Annotated in this window: 19 protein-coding genes; 13 read left to right on the top strand and 6 right to left on the bottom strand. The window is 71.3% G+C overall.

Annotated features, from left to right (window positions below; translation table 11 throughout):
• The first annotated feature begins 348 nt into the window (after window positions 1-348).
• From tdh to QT196_RS04505, 4 genes are all read left to right on the top strand, one after another.
• Window positions 349-1,377 carry an L-threonine 3-dehydrogenase gene (gene tdh / locus QT196_RS04520; RefSeq protein ID WP_266734784.1) on the top strand — a complete coding sequence of 343 codons (1,029 nt, stop codon included), beginning with the start codon at window positions 349-351 and terminating at the stop codon, window positions 1,375-1,377.
• Between the two features lie 70 nt (window positions 1,378-1,447).
• Window positions 1,448-2,647: a glycine C-acetyltransferase gene (locus QT196_RS04515; RefSeq protein WP_168477733.1), complete on the top strand. Its 1,200-nt coding sequence runs from the start codon at window positions 1,448-1,450 to the stop codon at window positions 2,645-2,647.
• Window positions 2,648-2,682: 35 nt separating this feature from the next.
• On the top strand, window positions 2,683-3,591 hold the full coding sequence (locus QT196_RS04510) for a LysR family transcriptional regulator (RefSeq protein WP_042152478.1): 909 nt from the start codon (window positions 2,683-2,685) through the stop codon (window positions 3,589-3,591).
• A 169-nt stretch (window positions 3,592-3,760) separates the two neighbouring features.
• Window positions 3,761-5,119 carry a chloride channel protein gene (locus QT196_RS04505; protein ID WP_168477731.1) on the top strand — a complete coding sequence of 453 codons (1,359 nt, stop codon included), beginning with the start codon at window positions 3,761-3,763 and terminating at the stop codon, window positions 5,117-5,119.
• Window positions 5,120-5,142: 23 nt separating this feature from the next.
• On the opposite strand, the gene QT196_RS04500 is transcribed toward QT196_RS04505, so the two are convergent.
• From QT196_RS04500 to QT196_RS04490, 3 genes are all read right to left on the bottom strand, one after another.
• A complete protein-coding gene (locus QT196_RS04500; RefSeq protein WP_168477729.1) occupies window positions 5,143-5,811 on the bottom strand; it encodes an SUMF1/EgtB/PvdO family nonheme iron enzyme in 669 nt (222 codons plus the stop codon).
• A gap of 40 nt (window positions 5,812-5,851) precedes the next feature.
• A complete protein-coding gene (locus QT196_RS04495; protein WP_168477727.1) occupies window positions 5,852-6,883 on the bottom strand; it encodes a PHP domain-containing protein in 1,032 nt (343 codons plus the stop codon).
• 445 nt (window positions 6,884-7,328) lie between these two features.
• Window positions 7,329-7,514, bottom strand: a complete 186-nt coding sequence (locus QT196_RS04490; RefSeq protein WP_168477725.1) for a hypothetical protein — start codon at window positions 7,512-7,514, stop codon at window positions 7,329-7,331.
• A gap of 136 nt (window positions 7,515-7,650) precedes the next feature.
• Between QT196_RS04490 and QT196_RS04485 the strand changes: the two genes are divergently transcribed.
• The 5 genes from QT196_RS04485 to QT196_RS04465 all read left to right on the top strand — a co-directional run bounded on the left by QT196_RS04485 (window position 7,651) and on the right by QT196_RS04465 (window position 14,584).
• On the top strand, window positions 7,651-7,878 hold the full coding sequence (locus QT196_RS04485) for a type A2 lantipeptide (protein ID WP_168477723.1): 228 nt from the start codon (window positions 7,651-7,653) through the stop codon (window positions 7,876-7,878).
• A gap of 178 nt (window positions 7,879-8,056) precedes the next feature.
• The gene (locus QT196_RS04480; protein ID WP_168477721.1) at window positions 8,057-8,863 is read left to right on the top strand and encodes an HlyD family efflux transporter periplasmic adaptor subunit; all 807 of its coding nucleotides are present in this window, start codon (window positions 8,057-8,059) and stop codon (window positions 8,861-8,863) included.
• Window positions 8,860-11,145, top strand: a complete 2,286-nt coding sequence (locus tag QT196_RS04475) for an NHLP family bacteriocin export ABC transporter peptidase/permease/ATPase subunit (RefSeq protein WP_168477719.1) — start codon at window positions 8,860-8,862, stop codon at window positions 11,143-11,145. The genes QT196_RS04480 and QT196_RS04475 overlap by 4 nt, the downstream gene beginning before the upstream one ends.
• A 1-nt stretch (window position 11,146) precedes the next feature.
• Window positions 11,147-14,023 (top strand): NHLP bacteriocin export ABC transporter permease/ATPase subunit, encoded by a 2,877-nt coding sequence (locus QT196_RS04470; protein WP_168477717.1) that lies wholly within the window; start codon window positions 11,147-11,149, stop codon window positions 14,021-14,023.
• A 99-nt stretch (window positions 14,024-14,122) separates the two neighbouring features.
• On the top strand, window positions 14,123-14,584 hold the full coding sequence (locus QT196_RS04465; protein WP_168477715.1) for a cyclic nucleotide-binding domain-containing protein: 462 nt from the start codon (window positions 14,123-14,125) through the stop codon (window positions 14,582-14,584).
• A gap of 56 nt (window positions 14,585-14,640) precedes the next feature.
• Here the strand turns inward: QT196_RS04465 and QT196_RS04460 are convergent, their stop codons facing one another.
• A complete protein-coding gene (locus tag QT196_RS04460; RefSeq protein WP_290354380.1) occupies window positions 14,641-15,288 on the bottom strand; it encodes a dihydrofolate reductase family protein in 648 nt (215 codons plus the stop codon).
• Between the two features lie 316 nt (window positions 15,289-15,604).
• Here QT196_RS04460 and QT196_RS04455 point away from each other — a divergent pair, with 316 nt between their 5' ends.
• From QT196_RS04455 to QT196_RS04445, 3 genes are all read left to right on the top strand, one after another.
• The gene (locus QT196_RS04455; RefSeq protein ID WP_168477711.1) at window positions 15,605-16,222 is read left to right on the top strand and encodes a hypothetical protein; all 618 of its coding nucleotides are present in this window, start codon (window positions 15,605-15,607) and stop codon (window positions 16,220-16,222) included.
• Window positions 16,215-17,498 carry an MAB_1171c family putative transporter gene (locus QT196_RS04450; protein ID WP_168477709.1) on the top strand — a complete coding sequence of 428 codons (1,284 nt, stop codon included), beginning with the start codon at window positions 16,215-16,217 and terminating at the stop codon, window positions 17,496-17,498. The genes QT196_RS04455 and QT196_RS04450 overlap by 8 nt, the downstream gene beginning before the upstream one ends.
• Before the next feature lie 116 nt (window positions 17,499-17,614).
• Window positions 17,615-18,595, top strand: coding sequence for a squalene/phytoene synthase family protein (locus QT196_RS04445; protein ID WP_290354379.1), 981 nt, complete (start codon window positions 17,615-17,617; stop codon window positions 18,593-18,595).
• A 42-nt stretch (window positions 18,596-18,637) separates the two neighbouring features.
• Here the strand turns inward: QT196_RS04445 and QT196_RS04440 are convergent, their stop codons facing one another.
• Both QT196_RS04440 and QT196_RS04435 read right to left on the bottom strand, forming a co-directional pair.
• Window positions 18,638-19,369 carry a helix-turn-helix transcriptional regulator gene (locus QT196_RS04440; RefSeq protein ID WP_168477705.1) on the bottom strand — a complete coding sequence of 244 codons (732 nt, stop codon included), beginning with the start codon at window positions 19,367-19,369 and terminating at the stop codon, window positions 18,638-18,640.
• A 380-nt stretch (window positions 19,370-19,749) separates the two neighbouring features.
• Window positions 19,750-20,994: an MFS transporter gene (locus QT196_RS04435; RefSeq protein ID WP_290356608.1), complete on the bottom strand. Its 1,245-nt coding sequence runs from the start codon at window positions 20,992-20,994 to the stop codon at window positions 19,750-19,752.
• A gap of 139 nt (window positions 20,995-21,133) precedes the next feature.
• Between QT196_RS04435 and QT196_RS04430 the strand changes: the two genes are divergently transcribed.
• Entirely contained in the window at window positions 21,134-22,063 is a 930-nt protein-coding gene (locus tag QT196_RS04430; RefSeq protein ID WP_290356606.1) for a LysR family transcriptional regulator, read from the top strand.
• The last annotated feature ends 24 nt before the right edge of the window (window positions 22,064-22,087 follow it).

The raw sequence follows: 22,087 nt of genomic DNA, 5'->3' as shown, positions 1-22,087 counted from the left end.
GGTCTCACGGCCACTCAAGCTGTGATGAATTCCAACGCTTGCGGGGGCGAACCTTTACACTCGCGGGCCCGCTGGAGCCGCGGGGCGGTCCGGGAGACCGTCGGCACCCGCCCTGAGCTGCGCGTCCGGCGGTCGGCCGGACGGGTGTCCTTGCGCGGTATGACCCGTCTCACGTCCCGGGGGAGAGGGGCCCAGAGCCCGGTGCCGACGGGGCGTAAAGGGCAGCTGTGACCGCGCTTAAGAAAACCTCGATGGACCGCGCGGCCCAGGTACGGAAGATTCTTTGACGAAGATCGGGTGGCCGGGGCGGGCCACCCGGCAGGTCACGTACGTACGGGAGCCGCTGCGGTGAAGGCACTGGTCAAGGAGAAGACGGAGCCGGGTCTCTGGCTCATGGACGTGCCGGAGCCGGCCATCGGCCCGGGGGATGTACTGATCAAGGTGCTGCGCACCGGCATCTGCGGCACGGATCTGCACATCCGGGCCTGGGACGGCTGGGCCCAGAAGGCCGTGACCGCCCCGCTGACCCTCGGCCATGAATTCGTCGGCGAGGTCGTGGAGACCGGCCGCGATGTGGCCGACATCAAGGCCGGTGACCTGGTCAGCGGCGAGGGCCACCTGGTCTGCGGCAAGTGCCGCAACTGTCTGGCCGGCCGCCGTCATCTGTGCCGCGCCACGGTCGGCCTCGGCGTCGGCCGGGACGGTGCCTTCGCCGAGTACGTGGCGCTGCCCGCCTCCAATGTCTGGGTGCACCGGGTCCCCGTGGACCTCGATATCGCCGCGGTCTTCGACCCGTTCGGCAACGCCGTGCACACCGCGCTGTCGTTCCCGCTGGTCGGCGAGGACGTGCTGATCACCGGCGCGGGGCCGATCGGCATCATGGCCGCGGCCGTCGCCCGGCACGCCGGCGCCCGCAATGTCATGATCACGGACGTCAGCGAGGAGCGCCTCGCGCTGGCCCGCAAGGTCGGCGTCAGCCTCGCCCTCAATGTCGCCGACGCGACCATCGCCGACGGCCAGCGCGAACTGGGCCTGCGCGAGGGCTTCGACATCGGACTGGAGATGTCCGGCCGGCCCGAGGCGATGCGCGACATGATCACCAACATGACGCACGGCGGCCGGATCGCGATGCTCGGCCTGCCCGCCGAGCAGTTCCCCGTCGACTGGTCCCGGATCGTCACCTCCATGATCACGATCAAGGGCATCTACGGCCGGGAGATGTTCGAGACCTGGTACGCGATGTCCGTGCTGCTCGAAGGCGGTCTCGACCTCTCGCCCGTGATCACCGGGCGCTACTCCTACCAGGACTTCGACGCCGCCTTCGACGACGCCGCCAGCGGCCGCAGCGGCAAGATCATCCTCGACTGGACTGTTTGATTTTTTGGCTCGGTTCGCGTCCCAGGCACGACAGCCTCACTCGCCCACCGCACCCTTAAGGAGACCACCTATGCTCGACTCCGTCCGCAACGAACTGCGCGGCACCCTGGAAGAGATCCGCGCCGCCGGTCTGCACAAGCCCGAGCGCGTCATCGGCACCCCGCAGTCCGCGACGGTCGCGGTCACCGCCGGGGGCAACCCCGGTGAGGTCCTCAACTTCTGCGCCAACAACTACCTCGGTCTCGCCGACCACCCCGAGGTCGTCGCGGCCGCCCACGAAGCGCTCGACCGCTGGGGCTACGGCCTGGCCTCGGTCCGCTTCATCTGCGGCACCCAGGAGGTCCACAAGGAGCTGGAGCAGCGCATCTCCGGCTTCCTGGGCCAGGAGGACACCATCCTCTACTCCTCGTGCTTCGACGCCAACGGCGGTGTCTTCGAGACTCTGCTCGGCCCGGACGACGCGGTGATCTCCGACGCCCTCAACCACGCGTCCATCATCGACGGCATCCGCCTGTGCAAGGCCCGCCGCTACCGCTACGCCAACCGCGATCTGGCCGATCTGGAACGCCAGTTGAAGGAGGCGACCACGGGTGGCGCCGGCCGCACCCTGGTCGTCACCGACGGCGTCTTCTCCATGGACGGCTATGTGGCGCCGCTGCGCGAGATCTGCGACCTGGCCGACCAGTACGGCGCCATGGTGATGGTCGACGACTCGCACGCGGTCGGCTTCGTCGGCCCCGGCGGCCGTGGCACCCCCGAGCTGCACGGCGTCATGGACCGGGTCGACATCATCACCGGCACCCTCGGCAAGGCCCTCGGCGGTGCCTCCGGCGGCTATGTCGCGGCCCGCGCCGAGATCGTCGCCCTGCTGCGCCAGCGCTCGCGCCCGTATCTCTTCTCCAACTCGCTCGCCCCGGTGATCGCGGCCGCCTCGCTGAAGGTGCTCGACCTGCTGGAGTCGGCCGGTGACCTGCGCGAGCGGCTGCGGGCCAACACCGCGCTGTTCCGCTCGCGGATGGCCGAGGAGGGCTTCGACATCCTCCCCGGCGACCACGCCATCGCCCCCGTCATGATCGGTGACGCGGCCGAGGCGGCCCGGATGGCGGAGCTGCTCCTGGAGCGCGGCGTCTACGTCATCGGCTTCTCCTACCCCGTGGTCCCGCAGGGCCAGGCGCGGATCCGCGTCCAGCTCTCCGCCGCCCACTCCACCGAGGACGTCAACCGCGCGGTCGACGCCTTCATCGGCGCGAGGGCCGCGCTCGGGGGCTGACACCGCCCGCGGGCGGCTCCTGCGAGACTGGAAGCATGATCGAAGCACGACGGCTGCACATCCTCCGTGCGGTGGCCGACCACCGTACGGTCACAGCCGCGGCCGCCGCGCTCTATCTCACGCCCTCGGCGGTCTCCCAGCAGCTGGCCGCCCTGGAGCAGGAGACCGGCCACCGTCTGGTGGAGCGCAGCGCCCGCGGCGTCCGGCTGACCGCCGCGGGCGACATCCTGCTCACCCACGCCAACGCCGTCCTGGCACAGCTGGAGCGCGCCGAGTCCGAGCTCGCCGCCTACGGCTCGGGCGAGGCGGGCACGGTGACCGTCGCGGCCTTCGCCACCGGCATCGGCCTGGTCGTCGCGCCCGCGCTCACCGCCCTCGCCCGCACCGCCCCCGGCATCCGGGTCCACGTCCAGGACGCCGAGGGCGACGCCAGCCTGCTGATGGTCCTCGACCGGCAGGTCGATGTGGCGGTGGCCGTCGAATACCGGGGCGCACCGGGCGCCGACGACCCGCGGCTGACCCGGGTCCCGCTCTACGCCGAGCCGTTCGACGCGGTCCTGCCGCCCGGCCACCGCCTCGCCGACACGGACCGGCTGGCGGTCGCCGATCTCGCCGGCGACCCCTGGATCGGCCCCTATCCCGGCAACCCCTGCCACGACGTGGTGGTCCTGGCCTGCGAATACGCCGGTTTCCAGCCGCGCCTGGAGCACACCTCCGACGACTTCCGCGCCGTCGTCGCGCTCGCCTCGGCCGCGGCGGGCGTGGCCCTCGTCCCCCGCTCGGCGCTGCGCGACATGGACCTCACGGGGGTGGTGGTCCGCCCCGTCGACGATGTGGCCCCCACCCGCCGGGTCTTCGCCGCGGTACGCCGCGGAGCCGAGGAGCACCCGCTGTTCCGCCCGGTGCTCGCCGCCCTCCGGGAGGCGGCGGCCTCGCAGGGGTGAGGGCCGTCCCGTCATCAACTGCCGCCACGGAGGGCCGGACCCGCCGTGTGCGCGCCGTGCCCCGCCCGGCCGCGCCCGAGGTGCCGGCCCGGACCGGCCGTGACAGGCTCGTCACCGCGGCGACCCGGGCGGGCGCCGGGGCAGCCCCGGTTCCGAGGAGGCGAGGCGCATGTCGGTCGGCCCGGCCGGCCCGGTGGGCGGAACACCGACCACCGCGCCGCAGGACCCCTACGCGCTGGTGCGCACCCGCGGCTATCTCAAGCTGCTGCTGGTGGCGGGCGCGATCGGCTTCCCGGTCTGCGCCGTCGCGTTCGGCTTTCTCGCGCTGGTCCACGAGCTGGAACCGCTGATCTACCACGACCTGCCGCGGGCCCTCGGCTTCACCGGCACCCCCATCTGGTGGCCGGTCCCGATGCTGCTGATCGCCGGTCTCCTCGTCGGGCTGACCGTCCGTTACCTCCCCGGCGGCGGGGGCCATGAGCCGGCCGACGGGCTGGCGCTCAAGGGCGCGCCCCCGCTCTCCGCGCTCCCCGGTGTGTTCCTCGCGGCCCTGACCTCCCTCAGCTTCGGCGTGGTGCTCGGCCCCGAGGCACCGCTCATCGCCCTCGGCGGCGGGCTGGCCGCGGGCGCCGTACGGCTGCTGAACCGCAACATGCCTGCCCAGGCCGCCGCCGCGGTGGGCGCGGCCGGCAGCTTCGCGGCGATCAGCGCCCTGCTCGGCTCCCCGCTCCTGGGCGCGTTCCTGCTGATGGAAGTGTCGGGGCTGGGCGGCCCGATGCTGGGCATCGTGCTGGTGCCGGGTCTGCTGGCCTCCGGCCTCGGGGCGCTGATCTTCACCGGGCTGGGGGACTGGACCGGGCTCGGCACCTACTCGCTCGCGCTGCACGACATCCCCAGGGCCGCCGGGCCGACGATCCCGGAGTTCGGCTGGGCGCTGGTCATCGGGCTGGCCGCCGGGTTCGCCGCGTCCGGCGTACGGCGCCTGGCGCTGTACCTCAAGGGGCATGTCGTCCGGCACCGGGTACCGGCCACGGTCGTGATGGGCCTCGTGGTGGGCGTACTGGCGATGGCGTTCGCCGCGGCCACCGGCAAGCCCGCCTCCGAGATGCTCTATTCGGGCCAGTCGGCGCTGGGGTCGCTGTTCCGCGACAGCGCGGGCTACACGGTGGGCGCGCTGCTGCTCCTCATCCTGTGCAAGGGCCTGGCGTACTGCGCGTCGCTGAGCGCCTTCCGGGGCGGCCCCATCTTCCCCGCGCTGTTCCTCGGTGCGGCGGGCGGTGTCGTGCTGTCCCACCTGCCCGGTCTGTCGCTCACCGCGGGCTTCGCGATGGGTGTCGGCGCGATGTGTGTGGCCATGCTCCGGCTGCCGATGACCTCGGTGCTGCTGGCCACACTGCTGCTGGGGAAGAGCGGTCTGACGGTGATGCCGCTGGTGATCGTCGCGGTGGTCGTCGCGTACGTGGTGGCGCTGCGCCTCACTCCGGCCACCGCACCTGACCTGCCGTCCACCGCGCCCCACCCCGCCTGACGGCGAGGCCGGAGCCCCGCCCGTCAGAGGGAACGCGCGATACGGAAGCCCACGTCATCGATCCGGAAGGTCGGGTGGCTGCGGCGCCGTACAGACGCCCGGCAGCTCCAGCGCTCGTCGAACCATCCGCCGCCGCGCAGCACCCGGTAGCTGCCGTAGACCTCGGCGTCGTAGACGTCCCAGCACCACTCCCACACATTGCCCAGCATGTCGGACAGGCCCCAGGCGTTGGGCTGCCGGCCGCCGACCTCGTGGATCCGCTCGTGCGAGTTGCCGCGGTGCCAGGCGATGTCGTCGAGCCGCCCGTACCGTGCCGCCGTCGTGCCGGCCCGGCAGGCGTGCTCCCACTCGGCCTCGGTCGGCAGGCGGTAGCCGTCGGCGGCGGTGTCCCACTCGATCCGCTCGGTGTCGGTGTCCAGGCGGTACGCGGGCGCCAACCCCTCCTGCGCGGACAGGGCATTGCAGAACCGGACCGCGTCCCACCACGAGACGCCCTCGACGGGCAGCCGGTCGCCCCGCGCGCTGCTCGGGCGCTCGCCGGTGACCTGTGCGTAGCGTTCCTGGGTGACCGGACACGGCGCGAGCCGGTAGGGCGTCAGCTCGACCGGCCAACTGCGCCGCGTCCGCCGGTCCGACAGCGTCACCCGCCCCGGTGGGACGGCGACCATCTCGTGCTCCGTGCGCGTGTCCATGAGGAGGCGAGCGTACCGCCCCTGCGGGGTGGGAGAGCGGTCAGCGGTGCGGGGTCCGGCCGGTCCGGGTCCAGGTGGCCAACTGGCGCTCCGTCCAGGTGTTGATGACCCGCTCGGGCGGGACGCCGCACTCCTCGGCGCGGGCGCAGCCGTAGATCTGCCAGTCCAGTTGGCCCGGTGCGTGGGCGTCGCTGTCGATGGAGAACAGGGTGCCGGTCTCCAGCGCCAGGCGGAGCAGCCGGCGCGGGGGATCGAAGCGGTCGGGCCGGCAGTTGATCTCCACCGCGGTGTGGTGCTCTGCGCAGGCCGCGAACACCTCTCCGGCGTCGAACTGCGACTCGGGGCGCAGCTTGCCGGTGATCTGCCGCCCGGTGCAGTGACCGAGCACGTCCACCAGCGGATTGCGGACCGCGGCCAGCAGCCGCCGGGTCATCGGGCGCTTGTCCATCCGCAGTTTGGAGTGCACCGAGGCGACCACCACATCGAGCTGCTCCAGCAGCTCCGGCTCCTGGTCGAGTGAGCCGTCGTCGAGGATGTCGCACTCGATCCCGGTCAGCAGCCGGAACGGCGCCAGCCGCTCGTTCACCTCCGCCACCAGCGTCAACTGCTGCCGCAGCCGTTCGGCGGTCAGTCCGCGGGCGACGGTGAGCCGGGGGGAGTGGTCGGTCAGCACACACCAGGTGTGGCCGAGGTCGCGGGCGGCCCGCGCCATCGTCTCGACCGGACTGCCGCCGTCCGACCAGTCCGAGTGCAGATGGCAGTCGCCACGCAGTGCCTGACGGAGCCGCTGCCCCTGGTCCCCCTCGACCAGCGGGCCGCCCGCCTCCTCCTCAAGGTGCGTCAGATACTCCGGCCGCGCGCCCGTGAGGGCCTCCTCGATCACCCGGGTGGTCTTGGGCCCCAGTCCTTTGAGCCGCGCCAGCGAGCCGCTGCGGGCACGGGTGCGCAGCTCGTCGGCGGACAGCGCGCCGATCACCGTCGCGGCCGTACGGAACGCCTGGACGCGGTAGGTCACGGCCCCCTGCCGCTCCAGCAGAAAGGCGATCCGCTCCAGCGCCTCCACGGGCTCCACGTACGGCTCCTTCCCGGGGCGCGGCCCCGCAGCGTCGTTTCTCACGGTGCCCCACCCGGTGGGCGGCTGCCACCGGGCTGCCGGTGCGGTGGTGCCAATCGCCCATTACCGACGGGTCCGACGGTGCTCCGTTATGCGGTTATGTCCGTTGTCCGGTCACTCGATCCGTTCCTGATCCGTTTCCGCAGAAATGGCATACGGATAGCGTCGATGAGTCCATTCCATACGTTCAGCACCGCCAATAAGGCCCATGAACTCCGGGCGAATCGGGCGCACTTAATGCCCCTGCAGCATTCGGCGTGGCTGCGTCACAAGCATGTGCCGGAGTTGTCCGTCCGTATCGCGCCGAGGTGCCGTAAAAATTGGTGGTCTTCAAAGAATCTGCACACCGAATGTGCAGTCGGCACACGCTCTGCCGTGTCACATTCCCACGCTGACCTGCGGCTCAGCGGTTTGGTGACGGAATGTCCAGTTCGCCGAACGGACGCTTGCCGAGGCCCCGGAAAAGAAACCGGAGGAGATGTGAAGAAGCTGCCACCAAGTCATGGACGGGCGTGCACGTCAGGTATTTCGACAGGGTGATATCGCCCGGATCGGCGGCTACCCGATTAGCAGCGCAACGCGCCTGCATGCTTTGATCCTTCGCACTGCGGGAGTCACCCCCCGGTTCCCGATTTCGGGAACCCGACTGCCGCTGCTGCGGCCGGGCCCCCCACCGGACGGTTCGGGCGCAGCTTTTTCGAGATATTCATCCGAAGGGAATCATCATGAACTCCACCCCCCAGGTTCAGACGCAGGAAATCTCCGACAGCGACCTGGACAACGTGTCCGGTGGCCTCGTCGGCGGCGTGGTCGGCACCGCCACCAACACCGTTGACTCCATCGCCCCGGTCTCGGGCGCCGTGGGCACCGCCACCGGCCTGGTCGACGGTGTCGCCGGCACCGACACCGCGGGCGTCGTCGGCACCGCCACGGGCCTGGTCGCCGGTCTCTGAGCCCCTTCTGTGCCGCTGAGCGGCACAGCCGGCTTTGAACGGTGACAACGGCAGGTCGGCGCCCCCTCCTTGCCGACATGCCGGGCCGGCTGCCCAGGTGCCCCGGACTCCATCCGGGCCCCTGGGCGCCGGCCACCACCCGTCCGCACCAGATCGTTGCAGTTGAGGGAAGAGTGTCGTGCAGTTCCGCCAACAGGCCCTTTCCAAACTGCAATCGCCCGAAGAGATCGATCTTCCGGTGCGGTTCGCCCGCCCCCAGGGCTGGCTCGCGCTGACCGTCACGGTCCTCTTCGTGATCGCCGGCTCCGTATGGGCGGTGACCGGCACCGTGTCGTCCACCCTGAACGCACCCGGCATCCTCACCCACGGCCAGGGCAGCTACGTCCTCCAGAGCCCGGTCGCGGGCCAGGTCACCGCCGTCCTCGCGGAAGAGGGCAAGCGAGTGGCCGCCCACACCCCCGTCCTGAGGGTCCGTACCGCCCAGGGCACCACCGTCGTCCGCACGCTCGCCGCCGGCCGGCTGACCACGATGGTCGCCACCATCGGCTCCGTCGTCACGACCGGAGCGGATGTGGCCTCCGTGGAACGCATCGCCCGGACCGACGACCCCCTGATGGCGACGCTGTACGTACCGGCCGGAAGTGGCGCCACCGTCCCCGTCGGCGCGTCCGTCGACCTCACCGTCCAGTCCGTGCCGACCCAGCAGTACGGCGTGCTGCGCGGCCGGGTCAAAGCGGTCGGCAGGACCGCCCAGTCCCGCCAGCGGATCAGCACCTTCCTGGGCAGCAGCCAGCTCGGTGAGGAGTTCTCGCAGCACGGCCAGCCCGTCGCGGTCCTCGTCCAGCTCGACGCCGTCCCGCACAGCAAATCCGGCTACGCCTGGTCGACCTCCGACGGCCCGCCGTACGCCGTCGACTCCATGACGCCGGCCAGTGGCGCCGTCCACCTGGCCGCGCAGCACCCGATCGATTGGCTGCTGCCGTGACCGCCCCGCACGACTCCGCCGCCCCGCAGCAGCAGTTGCCGCCGCCGGTCCGCGGCCGCCGCCGCGCGGAACCCGCGCCCGGCGCCCGCCGCACCCGCCGGGCCGCGCCCGCCCCGAAGCCCAAGAAGACGAAGACCGTCCGCACCCCCACCGTCCTCCAGATGGAGGCCGTGGAGTGCGGCGCCGCCTCGCTGGCCATGGTGCTGGCCCACTACGGACGGCATGTGCCGCTCGAAGAGCTGCGGATCGCCTGCGGTGTCTCCCGCGACGGCTCGCGCGCCAGCAATCTGCTCAAGGCCGCCCGCAGCTACGGACTCCAGGCCAAGGGCATGCAGATGGAGCCGGCCGCGCTCGCCGAGGTGCAGGCGCCCGCCATCCTGTTCTGGGAGTTCAACCACTACGTCGTCTACGACGGCACGGGCCGCCGCATGGGCCGCCGCGGCGTCCACATCAACGACCCCGACAAGGGCCGCCGCTTCGTGGCGACGGAGGACTTCGACACCAGCTTCACCGGTGTCGCCCTGGTCCTCGAACCCGGCGAGTCCTTCCGCAAGGGCGGCCGCAAGCCCGGCGTCCTCGGCGCCGTACCCGCCCGGATGCGCGGTACCACCGGCACCCTGCTGGCCGCGCTGCTCGCCAGCCTGCTGCTGGTCGCGGTCGGCGCGGCGGTGCCCGCGCTCAGCCGGACGTACATCGACATGTTCCTGATCGGCAACCAGACCTCGCTGCTGGGGCCGCTCTTCGCGTCGATGGCCGCCATGGTCGCGCTGACCGCCGTACTGACCGGCCTGCAACAGGCCAACCTGCTGCGCGGCCGCATCATCTCCTCCACCCTCACCAGCGCCCGCTTCCTGCGCCATCTGCTCAGACTCCCGGTCACCTTCTTCGCCCAGCGGAGTCCGGCCGACCTGGTCCAGCGGCTCCAGTCCAACGACGCGGTGGCCGAGACGCTGGCCCGGGACCTCGCCGCCGCGGGCGTGGACGGCATCGTCGTCATCCTCTACGCCTTCCTGCTGTGGACCTACGACCCCCAGCTGACCGTCATCGGCGTGGGCATCGCGCTGCTCAATGTCGTCGCCATGCGGATCGTGATCCGGCTGCGGGCCACCCACACCCAGAAGCTGCGCGCCGACTCCGCGCGGCTGACCAACACCTCCTACACGGGCCTCCAGCTCATCGAGACGATGAAGGCGACCGGCGGCGAGAACGGCTACTTCCGCCGCTGGGCCGGCCAGCACGCCACCACCCTGGAGGAACAGCAGCGGCTGGGCGTGCCGAGCGCCGCGCTGGCCGTGGTCGCCCCCACCCTCGCCACGCTCAACAGCGCGCTGATCCTTTGGATCGGCGGACTGCGGGCGGTCGAGGGCCATATCTCCATCGGTCTGCTCGTCGCCTTCCAGGCGCTGGTCACCCGCTTCACCGCGCCCATCACCCGGCTCAACGGAGTGGCGGGCCGGATCCAGGACTTCGCCGCCGACGTGGCCCGCCTCAAGGACGTCGAGAGCTTCCCCGTCGACACCCTCTACTCGCGCCCCGAGCCGGAGGCCGACAACCGCCGGCTCAAGGGCCATGTGACGCTGGAGGACATCACCTTCGGCTACAGCCCGCTGGACAAACCGCTGCTCACCGGCTTCTCCCTGGCCGTCGGCCCCGGCCGGCAGGTCGCCCTCGTCGGCGGCTCCGGCAGCGGCAAGTCCACCGTCTCCCGGCTGATCTCCGGCCTCTACAGCCCCTGGGAAGGCACCATCCGCATCGACGGACAGCGGCTGGAGGACCTCTCCCGCAGTGCGCTGGCCGCCTCCGTCTCCTTCGTCGACCAGGACATCTTCCTCTTCGAGGGCACGGTCCGCGACAACGTGGCGCTGTGGGACCCGTCCATCCCGGACGACGCGGTGATCGCCGCCCTCCAGGACGCCGCGCTCTACGACGAGGTGATCGCCCCCCGCCCCGACGGCATCCACAGCCGGGTCGAGCAGGACGGCCGTAACTTCTCCGGCGGGCAGCGGCAGCGGCTGGAGATCGCCCGCGCCCTGGTCCGGCGCCCCAGCATCCTGGTCCTCGACGAGGTCACCAGCGCACTGGACGCCCGGACCGAACAGATCATCATGGACAACCTGCGGCGGCGCGGCTGCGCCTGCGTCATCATCGCCCACCGGCTGAGCACGGTCCGCGACAGCGACGAGATCGTCGTCCTCGACCACGGGGTGGTCGTCGAACGCGGCCGGCACGAGGACCTGGTCGCCGCCGGGGGCCCGTACGCCGAGCTGGTCAAGGAGCACTGACGTGTCCGTACCCCCGTCCACGGTCGTGGGACCGGGCGACACCGATGCCGTCACCTATGCGCTGGGCGGCCTCGGCACACCGGTCGACTGCACCGGGCTGCGCAGCGTCCCCCTGGAGGGCCCGCATGTGCTGTGGCTCGTCACGGGCGGCTCGCTCGATCTCTTCGCGGTCGACGCCGCCCAGGAAGGGCACTGGCACTTCCTCGGCCGCCTCGAAGCGGGCACCCTGCTGCTCGGCCCGGTCGCGGGCCCGCAGCACACCCTGCTCGGCCGGCCCTCCCAGGACTGCCTGCTGCGCCGTATCCCGCTGCGCGAACTCCCCCGCTACGAGTACGGGGAGTACGACACCGGGGCGTTTCCGCAATACGGCGCGCAGGGCTACGGCAACGACCCCGCGTACGGCGGCCAGGGCGAGGCGCCCTCCGCGCTGGAGCACGCCTTCGCGCTGGGCACCGCCCGCAGCCTGGGCGTGCTCTTCGAGGCACCGCTCGACGGCCGCCCCGGCGACGAGGCGGTGGCCGACGACGACATCCTGTGGATGCCGGTCCCGCCCGGCACGGTGCAGTACGGCGCGTCCTACAACGCGGAAGCGGCCGGCGATCTGCTGGTGGACCCCGAGCTGTGGCAGCAGATGGTCAATCAGCAGTACCGGCTGCTGAGCGCCGTCGACCGCTGGATCGAGCAGCTGGAGCGCGCCCACGAGGACCGTACGGCGGCCGGAATCAAGGCGGGCGAAACCGTCCGCGAGCGCGCCGACCAGGCGCTGGTGGCATCCATCGGCCGGGCCGGGCGGGGCAGTAGCACGACGGACCGGACCAGCGACGACACCACCTTCGCGGTCTGCCGCACGGTCGCCGAGGCGGCGGGTATCACGCTCACCGAGCCGCCCAAGGGCGGTGCCGTCAACGACCGGATCACCCCGGTCGAACGGATCGCGGTCAGCTCGCGGATCCGGACCCGGGCGGTCCGGCTCCAGGGGCCCTGGTGGCGGACCAACACCGGCCCCCTGGTGGGCCATCGCGCCAAGTCCGGCGCGCCGGTGGCGCTGCTGTGGCGCCGCGGCCGCTACGAGGCGGTCAACCCGGTCTCCGGGCTGCGGATGCGCCTCGGCAAGGACAACGCCGACGAACTCGAACCGCGCGCCGTCATGTTCTACCGCCCGCTGCCGGAACGGCCCATGAGCCTGTGGCGGCTGATGCTCTTCAGCCTGCGCGGGACCCGGATGGACGTCCGCAATCTGGCCCTCAGCGGACTGGTGACCGTCGGCCTCGGCTCCCTCGTCCCGATCGCGACCGGCAAGGTGCTCGGGGAGTACGTACCGAGCGCCGACAAGAGCCTGATCGTGCAGGCCTCCCTGGCCATCATGATCACCAGCGTGGTCTCCGCCGCCTTCATGCTCCTGCAGAACCTCACCGTCCTGCGGATGGAGGGCCGGATCGAGAGCACGCTCCAGCCGGCCGTTTGGGACCGGCTGCTGCGACTGCCGACGAAGTTCTTCACCGAACGCTCCACCGGCGAGCTGGCCAGCGCCGCGATGGGCATCAGCGCCATCCGCCGGGTGCTGTCCGGTCTCGGCCCGGTGGCCGTGCAGTCCACCACTATCGGCGCGATGAACCTGGTGCTGCTGCTCGTCTACAGCGTGCCGCTGGCGCTGGCGGCGGTCGCCATGCTGATCGTGATCGGTGCGGTGTTCCTCGCCATGGGCCTGTGGGAGCTGCGCTGGCAGCGACGGCTGGTCAAGCTCGGTAACAAGCTCAACAACCAGGCGTTCCAGACCCTGCGCGGGCTGCCCAAACTGCGGGTCGCGGCGGCCGAGAGCTTCGCGTACGCGGCCTGGGCCCGCGAGTTCGCCCGTTCCCGGGAACTCCAGCAGAAGGCCGGCCGGATCAAGAATCTGACCACCGTCCTCAACGCGGTCTATCTGCCGGTCTGCTCACTCACCCTCTTCATGTTGCTGGCCGGCCCGGCCCGCGGCACCATGTCGGCCGCCTCGTTCCTCACCTTCAACACCTCGGTGACCATGCTGCTGACGGCGGTCACCCAGATCACCGGCGCGTTCATCTCGGCCGCCGCCGCGATGCCGATGTTCGAGCAGATCAAGCCGGTGCTGGACGAGAAGCCGGAGGTCCGCGGGGCCAGCGCCCAGCCCGGCACCCTGTCCGGCGGCATCGAGGCCAAGAAGCTCTCGTTCCGCTACACCGACGACGGCCCGCTCGTCCTCGATGATGTCTCGCTGCGGGTCCAGCCGGGTGAGTTCGTGGCCGTCGTCGGCCCGAGCGGCTGCGGCAAGTCGACCCTGCTGCGGCTCCTCATCGGCTTCGACAAGCCGTCCTCGGGCAGTGTGCTCTACGACGGCCAGGACCTGGCCGCCCTGGACCAGGCGGCGGTGCGCCGGCAGTGCGGGGTCGTGCTCCAGAACGCCCAGCCGCTCACCGGATCGATCCTGGACTGCATCTGCGGCGCCGAGGCCTTCACCCAGGAAGAGGCCTGGGCGGCCGCCGAGATGGCGGGTCTGGCCGAGGACATCAAGCGGATGCCGATGGGCCTGCACACCATGATCTCCGGCGGTGGCGCGATCTCCGGCGGTCAGCGGCAGCGCCTGATGATCGCCCAGGCGCTGGTCCGCCGCCCGCGGATCCTGTTCTTCGACGAGGCCACCAGCGCCCTGGACAACGAGACCCAGCGCATCGTCAGCGACAGCACCCGCAAGCTGAGCGCCAGCCGGCTGGTGATCGCCCACCGGCTGTCCACGGTCATGGACGCCGACCGTGTGATCGTGATGGCGGAGGGCCGGATCGTCGAGCAGGGGGCCCCGGCCGAACTGCTCGCCGACACCGGTGGCCGGCTGCACGATCTGGTACGGCGTCAGCTGACCTGACCGGGACCCGGTTGCGGCCCGCCGATGCCCGGCGGGCCGAGCCATTCCCCCGATCCCCGCAAAGCTCCGCATATCGTGCAGGCAGCGAGCGGAGGACGCATGACCATGATCGAAAATATGCTCGACGAGTTGCCGCCCGACCGGCGACGGCAGCTGACCGATATGGCCGTCGAGGTGTCGCTGCCGCGCGCCACCCGGCTCTTCGAGGAGGGCCGGCGGGCGGACCGGTTCTGGATCATCCGCAGTGGACAGGTGGTGCTCGACCAGCACGTCCCCGGGCGCCGGGCGGCGGTCGTGGAAACCCTCGGCCGTGGCGAACTGCTCGGCTGGTCCTGGATGTTCCCGCCCTTTCTGTGGCACCTGGGAGCGGAGACCGTCGGCCCGGTGGACGCCGTGGAGTTCGACGCCCGGGCGATCCGCGAGCTGTGCGAAACGGACCCCGTCCTCGGCCGGGCGATGTACCGCTATGTGGCCAAGACGGTGGCCGACCGGCTGCACGGCACCCGCACCCGGCTGCTCGATCTGTACGGCCCCCAGGGCAGCGGCGGCCTCGACCCGTAAGGGCCGGTCCCCAGCGCCCGCATCGGCCGTGCGGGCATCCCCTAGGGGCCGTGGTCTCACTTTCGCCAGAACAGGTGGTGGGTGACACTGCCGCTCGGGCTGGGCACGACCTCCAGGTGGAAGCGGTCGAGCAGCTCGTCGGGCGAATCCCAGAGCCGAAGTCCGGATCCCAGCGTCACCGGCGCGACCGCCACATGCAGGGTGTCGACGAGATCGGCGTCGAGGAACTGCCGGATGGTGCTGACCCCGCCGCCGAGTCGCACGTCCTTGCCCTGCGCGGCCTCCCGTGCCTGCTCCAGGACGGTGGCCGGGTCGCCGCCGACGAAGTGGAACGTGGTGTCGGAGAGCGTGAACGAAGGACGCGCGTGGTGGGTCAGCACGAACACCGGGGTGTGGAACGGGGGCTCGTCCCCCCACCAGCCGCGCCACTCAGGGTCGTGCCAGGGCCCGCGCTGCGGCCCGAACTTGTTGCGGCCCATGATCTCGGCGCCGATGTGGTGTGTGTAGTCCCGGGTGAAGTAGTCGTCGAGGCCGCGGCTGCCCCCGGGGTCGGTGCGCATGGGCCAGCTCGCCGTGGCGCCGGCCCAGGCGAACAGCCGCTCGGGAGCGACATGGCCGAACGGTCGCTCCAGGCTCTGGTCCGCACCGGCACCGATTCCGTCACTCGAGATGGTGAAGTTCTGGACTCTCAAGAGCTGAGCCACGGGTTCCTCCTGTGCTGTCGACAGCAGTGGGCAAAAGCGGTGGGGAGACTCTCCGGGCCACGAAAGCTCATCACTGTGTCCATCGCGGTCACCGCACCGGGGCGTGTCGCTCCCGGCCCCTCCGCGCAAGGGCGCTCCGCAGCACCGGGTAACTTTTGGCTTGCGCAGGGCTTCCTCCGCCCTCGTCCCGGGAGGAAGGTTCCGTGCGGCCCTGGCGCACCGGCAATCCCCTACCCACCGGGCTCGTAGTCGTCCCGGGTCGCGTACCCTTCCGTCCTCACCCCGAGCGCAGCAACAGCTGTAGGAGTATCCGTTCATGTGGTGGCCCCGTCGTCATGGTCCCGCGCGGCAGGCGAAAGCGCCGCAGCCCACCCGCCACCGGCCGCCCAGCTCCCCGTGGACCTCGCTCCGGGAGCAGTTGGCGGTCTTCTTCGCGACCTGGTCCGTCACCCGGCTCGTCCACCGCGACCTCGGGCTGTCCGGCGTACGGGACATGCAGGGACTGGTCGACGCGGTGGCCGTCCGGCGCAACAAGCCGATCACGATCACCGAAGTGCCGCTTCCGCAGCAGGTGTCCGGGTTCTGCGCCCGGGGCAAGGACCGTGACTTCATCGTGGTGGATGCCACCGCGAACGAACTGACCCGCCTGCACGTCAGCCTGCACGAGCTGTTCCACCTGTGGGAGGAGCACCCGGCCGAGGACGGCTCCGCCGGCCAGCTCATGACCGAGGAGACCGTGCGGCAGCTCCTTCCCGGACTCAAGACGGGCCCGGTGCTGAAGGTCCTCAACCGCTCGCACTACGACAGCGCTCATGAGCGGCGGGCAGAGGCCTTCGCCACCGTGATGCTCCAGCGCCACCTGGAACTGCGGCGCGATCAGCGCACCAACGGGTTCCTCTCCTCGGCGCTCTCTCATAGGAGGTCCGGTGTCTGAGAGTGTCTCGAACGTCGTCTACCTGATCATCGCGGTCATCGACTTCGTGATCGCCGGGTGGAAGTGCCTGGCGCTGCTGCGCGATCCCACCCCGACGCTGTCCTTGATCACGGTGAACTTCGTGGCGTCCGGCCTGGTGTTCGCGATGGCCGCACCCGCGGGCTACCGGATGCTGGGGGACCTCACCGGCGTCCCCAGCTTCGCCACCCTCCCCGTCTACATCGGCATCCTGAGCTGCTTCTCCCTCCTCCACCTGCTCACGATGCTGTGGGATCCCCGATTGCGGCAGATCCCGGCGGTGCTGCGCCGTCGGGTCACGGTGTGGTCGGCGGTGTATCTCGCGGCACCGGCCGTCATGGTCGTCGCGTTCTGCTCCGCCGATCTGTCCGGGCCGATGGACCCGCTCAAGTTCAACACCAACTTCGCGGGTGACCCGCTGATCCAGGTCTTCCTGGCGGTCTTCCTCGCCACCTTGGCCTGCGGAACCCTCAACACCTACCGGCGGTGCCGCAAGCTGAACCCGGCGAACCCCCGGTTCCAGCGCGCGCTGCGTTCGTTCGGCACCGCCATGCTGTTCGTCTTCGGCTATGTGGTCTGCTCCGTCCCGGCCATCGCGCTGGCCGCCCTCGGCAACCACGCCCTGGACACCGTGGGGGTGCTCGGCTCCACCTTCGGCTCGATCGGCGCCCTGATCACCAGCTACGGCCTCTCCGGCGCCGCGGTGGGCGCGTGGCTGCGCGAACGCCGGGACATCAAGGCCCTCCAGCCGTTGTGGGACCTCGTCGTCGAAGGGGTCGACGAGGACCTCGCCTTCAGCGTGGACAGCGCACGGAGTCATCGCCTGGCATGGAACGTGGGGTTCAACCTGCACCGCCGGGTGATCGAGATCCTCGACGGGATGCGCGCGTTGCGTCCCTGGGTGTCGCCCCTGCCCGCGGCCGCCGTCCACGCCGCGCAGGAGGCGTCCCGGGGCACCGCCGACGCCCGGCCGCTCCCGGAGCAGGAGCTCCAGGCGGCGGCCACCGCCGCCGCCCTGCGGGACGCGGTACAGCGCCTCCAGGCCGCCCGGCTGGAGGCGGCGGCACAGGGGCATTCCGGCCAACCGCAGCCGCCTGAGGGGCCGCAGGTGGCGCTGCCCGGCGAGGACACCCCGGCCTCCGACGAACGCCAGCGGCTGCTGCGCGTCGCCCAGGCGCTCACCGCCCCGCTGGTCACCACGGCGCTCCAGGTCGTGCGCGTACAGCGGTCCGCCGCCGAGGTGTCCGAAGGGCAGTAGTCCGCTACGGCGGAACTGGCCCGCTCCCGTACCGGCCTGGGCGTGCCGGGACGGATCGGTCCCCTCGGCCGCGATCACCTAAGGTGAATCCGCACTCGAGGAAAGGGGCGCTGACGATGGCCACATGGCCGAAGACGCTCGACCAGGCAGGGATCACCGATCCCGCGCTGCGTCGTGACTACAGCGAACAGCGTCAGCTGGTGGCGCACTACGCCCGCGCCGAGTACACCGCCGTGCGCCTGCTCCTTCCCGCGCCGCTGGTGCCCGACGTCATCGCCGCGACCGCGTTCATGCACCACAGCGACAACCTCATCGACCAGGGACCGGCCGAGGAGCGCATCGCCGCGCTCGCCGACTGGGAGAGCCGGGTGCAGGCCGCCCTCAAGAGCGGCGAGGCCGACCAGCCCGTGCTGCGGACGCTCCTCGACACCCTCACCAGGCAGCCGCAACTCCGGCAGTACGTCGAGGACTTCCTCGCCGGGGCGCCACTGGAGGTGAAGACGGCGGGGTTCGCCACGGAAGGCGACTTCCAGCACTACATCGACGGCTATTCGCTGCCCGCCTTCCTGCTCATCGCCTGCCTGCTGGGCGACGGAGCGCCCACCGCCGCGTACGTCGCCGGCTGCCGGACCTTCATCGAGGCGAGCCAGCGGCTGGACTTCCTCAACGACCTCGCCGAAGACCTGGCCGACGGACGCCTCGGCATCCCCGAAGAGCTCCTCACCCACCACGGCCTGACCCGCGACGGACTGACCGGTACCGGCCCGACCGGCAAGGACGGCGCCGCAGTTGACGGGTTGCGCCCGCTGCTCGCTGACCAGGTCCGGCAGATCCGCTCGGGCTTTTCGGCGTCGTACGGGCTGGTGGATCTGGTGCCCGCCCGCAACCGGCCGTTCGTCCGCGCTCTCGTCAGCATCCAGGGCCTCACGCTGCGCGCCGCGGCACGGAAGGGGACCGCGCTGCTCGACGGTTCCGCCCGACCGCCGGTGGCGGCGGCCCTGCGGATTCTCGCCCGGGAGTACGCGGCGGCCCGTCGTGGCCGTGACACGAAGCCGGCCGTCAGTGGTAGCGAGCCGACGGCAGGCAAGACGGCCTGATCCTGGAGGCGGACCGGGCGGACCAGCGGCGTCCGGTCCCGTTCAGCCGCCGGGCCGGCCGGGGGACGGACGCTCCTCGTTCTCGGGCCGGGCCAGGCCCAACAGCCCCTGGATCAGGGGAAAGACGCGCCTTCTGCTCTTGGAGGGCAGCGAGCGCATCCGGTCCGTGAGCTCCCGTACCTCGGGATCCTCGCCGTCGGGCCGGCTCAGGACCTCGGACAGCGCGTCCCGGAGTTCCCGGTCGATCCGGCTGTCGCCGCTGGTGCCGCTGCGCATCGCCAGCCGGTTGATGCCCTTCCCCCTGAGCAGCGCGAGATGGGTCAGCTGCTCATGCGTCGACTGGAGTGCCCGGTACAGCGCCTGACGTTCGGTGGCGGTGAAGAAGCCCGGCTCGACCTCGAAGAACTTCTCCAGTTTCCGGGTGACATCCAGCCCGGGGCTCTTCCGCTTCCCGTTCAGGAGATAGCCGACCTGGCCGTGGGAGATACCGGCTCCGGCACCGATCTCGTCGAGGGTGTACATCTTCCCGTCGGGCTTGCGGCGGGTCTCCCGCAGGAAGACGAGGCGGTCCTGGAAGGAGTCCTGCACCTGCTCGGATTCCTCGCCGGTGTCATCGAGCAACGCCTGTACGCGGGGGACCGGGAGGCCGGTCCGGTGCGAGAGGTGATCGATGTCGATGACGTCGCGCCCGAGGTCCAGATCCCGGAGAAGCTCGTCGATCGCTGCGACGACGGCTCGAAGACCATCCGCCGGGTGCAAGTCTGAGGCATCCATGGCGATGGGCGGTCTCCTGGTCGGTGGACAGACGGGACGGCGGCACGCTCGCAGCCGCTTCGAGGTTAACGGTAGCCAGCACCGTACGCCATGAACGGCACCACAATTGTGTCAAGGAGCAAATTCCGATGGCCCGTGAAGTCGTCACCAGCACTCTTGGGTTAAACGATTGTTGACAACGTGGGTTTGGTTGAAGGATCCTCACCAAGGCGATGCCGCTGAACGACCGGCGGGCATGTTGCGCAGGGGGCCGCTCACAGATTTTCCGCACCTCGCAACTGCCGCCCTTCCCGGCGGTGGTGCCGGGCTCCACAGGGGAGAGCCCGGCACCACACCGCCTGTTGGCCGCAGATGACGCCCCAGAGGGCGACCGGGCCGTTTCAGAGGTGACTCGCGGCCACTTCCGGCTCGTGTCGCGGCGCGTGCGCGTGCCGGGGGAGCAGGAGCGGGGTCACGAGCAGGAGGAGACCGGCGGCCGCGATCGCGGTGCGGGGGCCGGTGAGGGCGGCCAGCAGGCCCCATAGCCCGGTCAGGGCCGCGGTGGTGGTCTTGCTGGTGACCGACCACGCGGACAGGGTGCGGGTGATCCGGTCCGGCGCCGTCCGGTCGAGCCGGTAGGTCGCGAACACCGGGTTGAAGACGCCCATGCAGGTGATGAGCCCCAGCTCGACGACCATGACGAGCACCAGCCCGGCGGTGCCGGGGCGGACGAGGACCAGCCCGAGCGACCAGCACGCCCGTAGCGTCCCCGCCGTGTACAGGACCTTGTGCTGTCCGAACCGCGCGACGAGCCGCTGGGCCAGTCGTGCGCCGATCAGCCCGCCGACGCAGGGCACCGCGAAGGCGAGACCGTACTGCCAGGGGGCGAACCCGAGCCGCCCGAGCAGAAGGACGGCCAGCAGCGGCGACGTCGCCATGATCAGGCCGTTGACCAGAACCGTGTTGAAGAACAACGGGCGCAGCGCCGGGTGGGTCAGCAGGTACCGCCACCCTTCGAGCAGGTCCCCGGCCCGGAGCCGTGGTGCACCGGTGCGTACGGGCCGCTCCTCCTTGCCCCCGATCGCGCGGATTCCCACCGCCGAGAGCAGATAGCTGACCGCATCGGCCAGCACGGTCAGCACCGGACCGAACAGCCCGATCGCGGCCCCGCCGAGCGGCGGGCCGAGCACGGTGGCGGTCCAGTTCGTGGACTCGAACCGGGAGTTCGCGACGAGCAGGTCCGCCGGCCGCACCAGCGCCTTCAGACAGGCGCCGCCGGCCGCGTTGAAGGTGATGTCCGCCGCGGCGACGACGACCGACACGACCAGGAGCTGGACGAAGCCGAGCAGACCGAGGGCGTACGCGGCGGGGACGGTCAGCAGCGCCGCGCACCGCGCCAGATCCATCGCGATCATCACGGGCTGTTTGCGGCGGAACTCCACCCACGGGCCGAGCGGCACCGCCACCGCCGCCCCCACCGCCAGCCCCGCGGCGGCCAGCAGTGACACCGCCGCCGGCCCGGTGTGCAGCACCAGAACCGCGATCAACGGAAACGCGTCGAACGCGAGCCGGGTCCCGAACGCACTGACCCCGTACGCCGCCCACAGCCACCCGAACTGCCGCCCCAGCGACCGTCCGCCCTGCATGCCCACCACGCCCCTCGATGCCCCGCCCACGACAACTCCACGTTGACCGGGTCCATCCAAGCCAGCAGCAAGCCCCCGATCAAACAACCAATCCACCCGGCAGGCCACAACCATCCGTTGTGTGACTACACTGCCGGGCGTGGATCTCACCGCCGTACGCACCGTCGTCGCCGTCGCCGACGCGGGGCAATTCCAGGACGCCGCCACCACCCTCTCGATCACCCAGCAGGCCGTCTCCAAGCGCATCGCCGCGCTGGAGAAGGACCTCGGTGTGCGGCTGTTCACCCGCACTGCGCGCGGCGCCCGGCTCACCATCGACGGGCAGGCGTTCCTGCCCCACGCCCGCGAGCTGATCCGGGCCGCGGAGCGGGCAGCCGCCTCGGTCCGGCCCGGCAGCCGCGCGCTGCGCGTCGATGTGATCGGCCGGCGGCTCTGCCCGGCGGGTCTGCTGCGCGACTTCCACCGCGCGCACCCCGACACCGAACTCGACGTGGTGACGCTCTTCGACGCCGACGCGGCCATCGCCGCGGTCCGCTCGGGCACCATCGACGCGTCCTTCCGCGCGGTCACCCTGCCCGCCCGCCAACTCCCCGACGGCGTCGAGGCCGCCTGGGTCTTCGACGAGCCCATCCAGCTGCTCACCGGACCGGCCCATCCGTTGGCCACCACCCGCACGGTCACCCCCGCGCAGCTCGCCGGACACCGGATCTGGATGCCCGGCATCGTCGCCGGTACGGAATGGGCCGCCTACTACGAGGACCTCGCCACCGAGTTCGGCCTCACCATCGAGGTGACCGGCCCCGACTTCGGCACCGAACCACTCCTCGACACGATCGCCGACTCCGCCTCACTGGCCACCTTCGTCGGCGCCGACACCCGCCTCGTCTGGCCCGCCGACCAGGACTTGCGCCGCGTCCCCGTACACGACCCGACACCGGTCTACCCCCACTCCCTGATCCGGCGCACCGACAACCCCCACCCCGCCCTCACCACCCTGCGCAGCTACCTCGCCGCCACACGGCCCGCCGACCGCGCGGACGGGACATGGACACCGCGCTGGGCGCGGTGAGGGATGGCGGGGGGCTGCCGCAGT

Source organism: Streptomyces sp. P9-2B-2, assembly GCF_030406865.1.
Classification (GTDB): domain Bacteria; phylum Actinomycetota; class Actinomycetes; order Streptomycetales; family Streptomycetaceae; genus Streptomyces; species Streptomyces platensis.
This window is presented reverse-complemented; position numbering and strand designations above follow the sequence as displayed.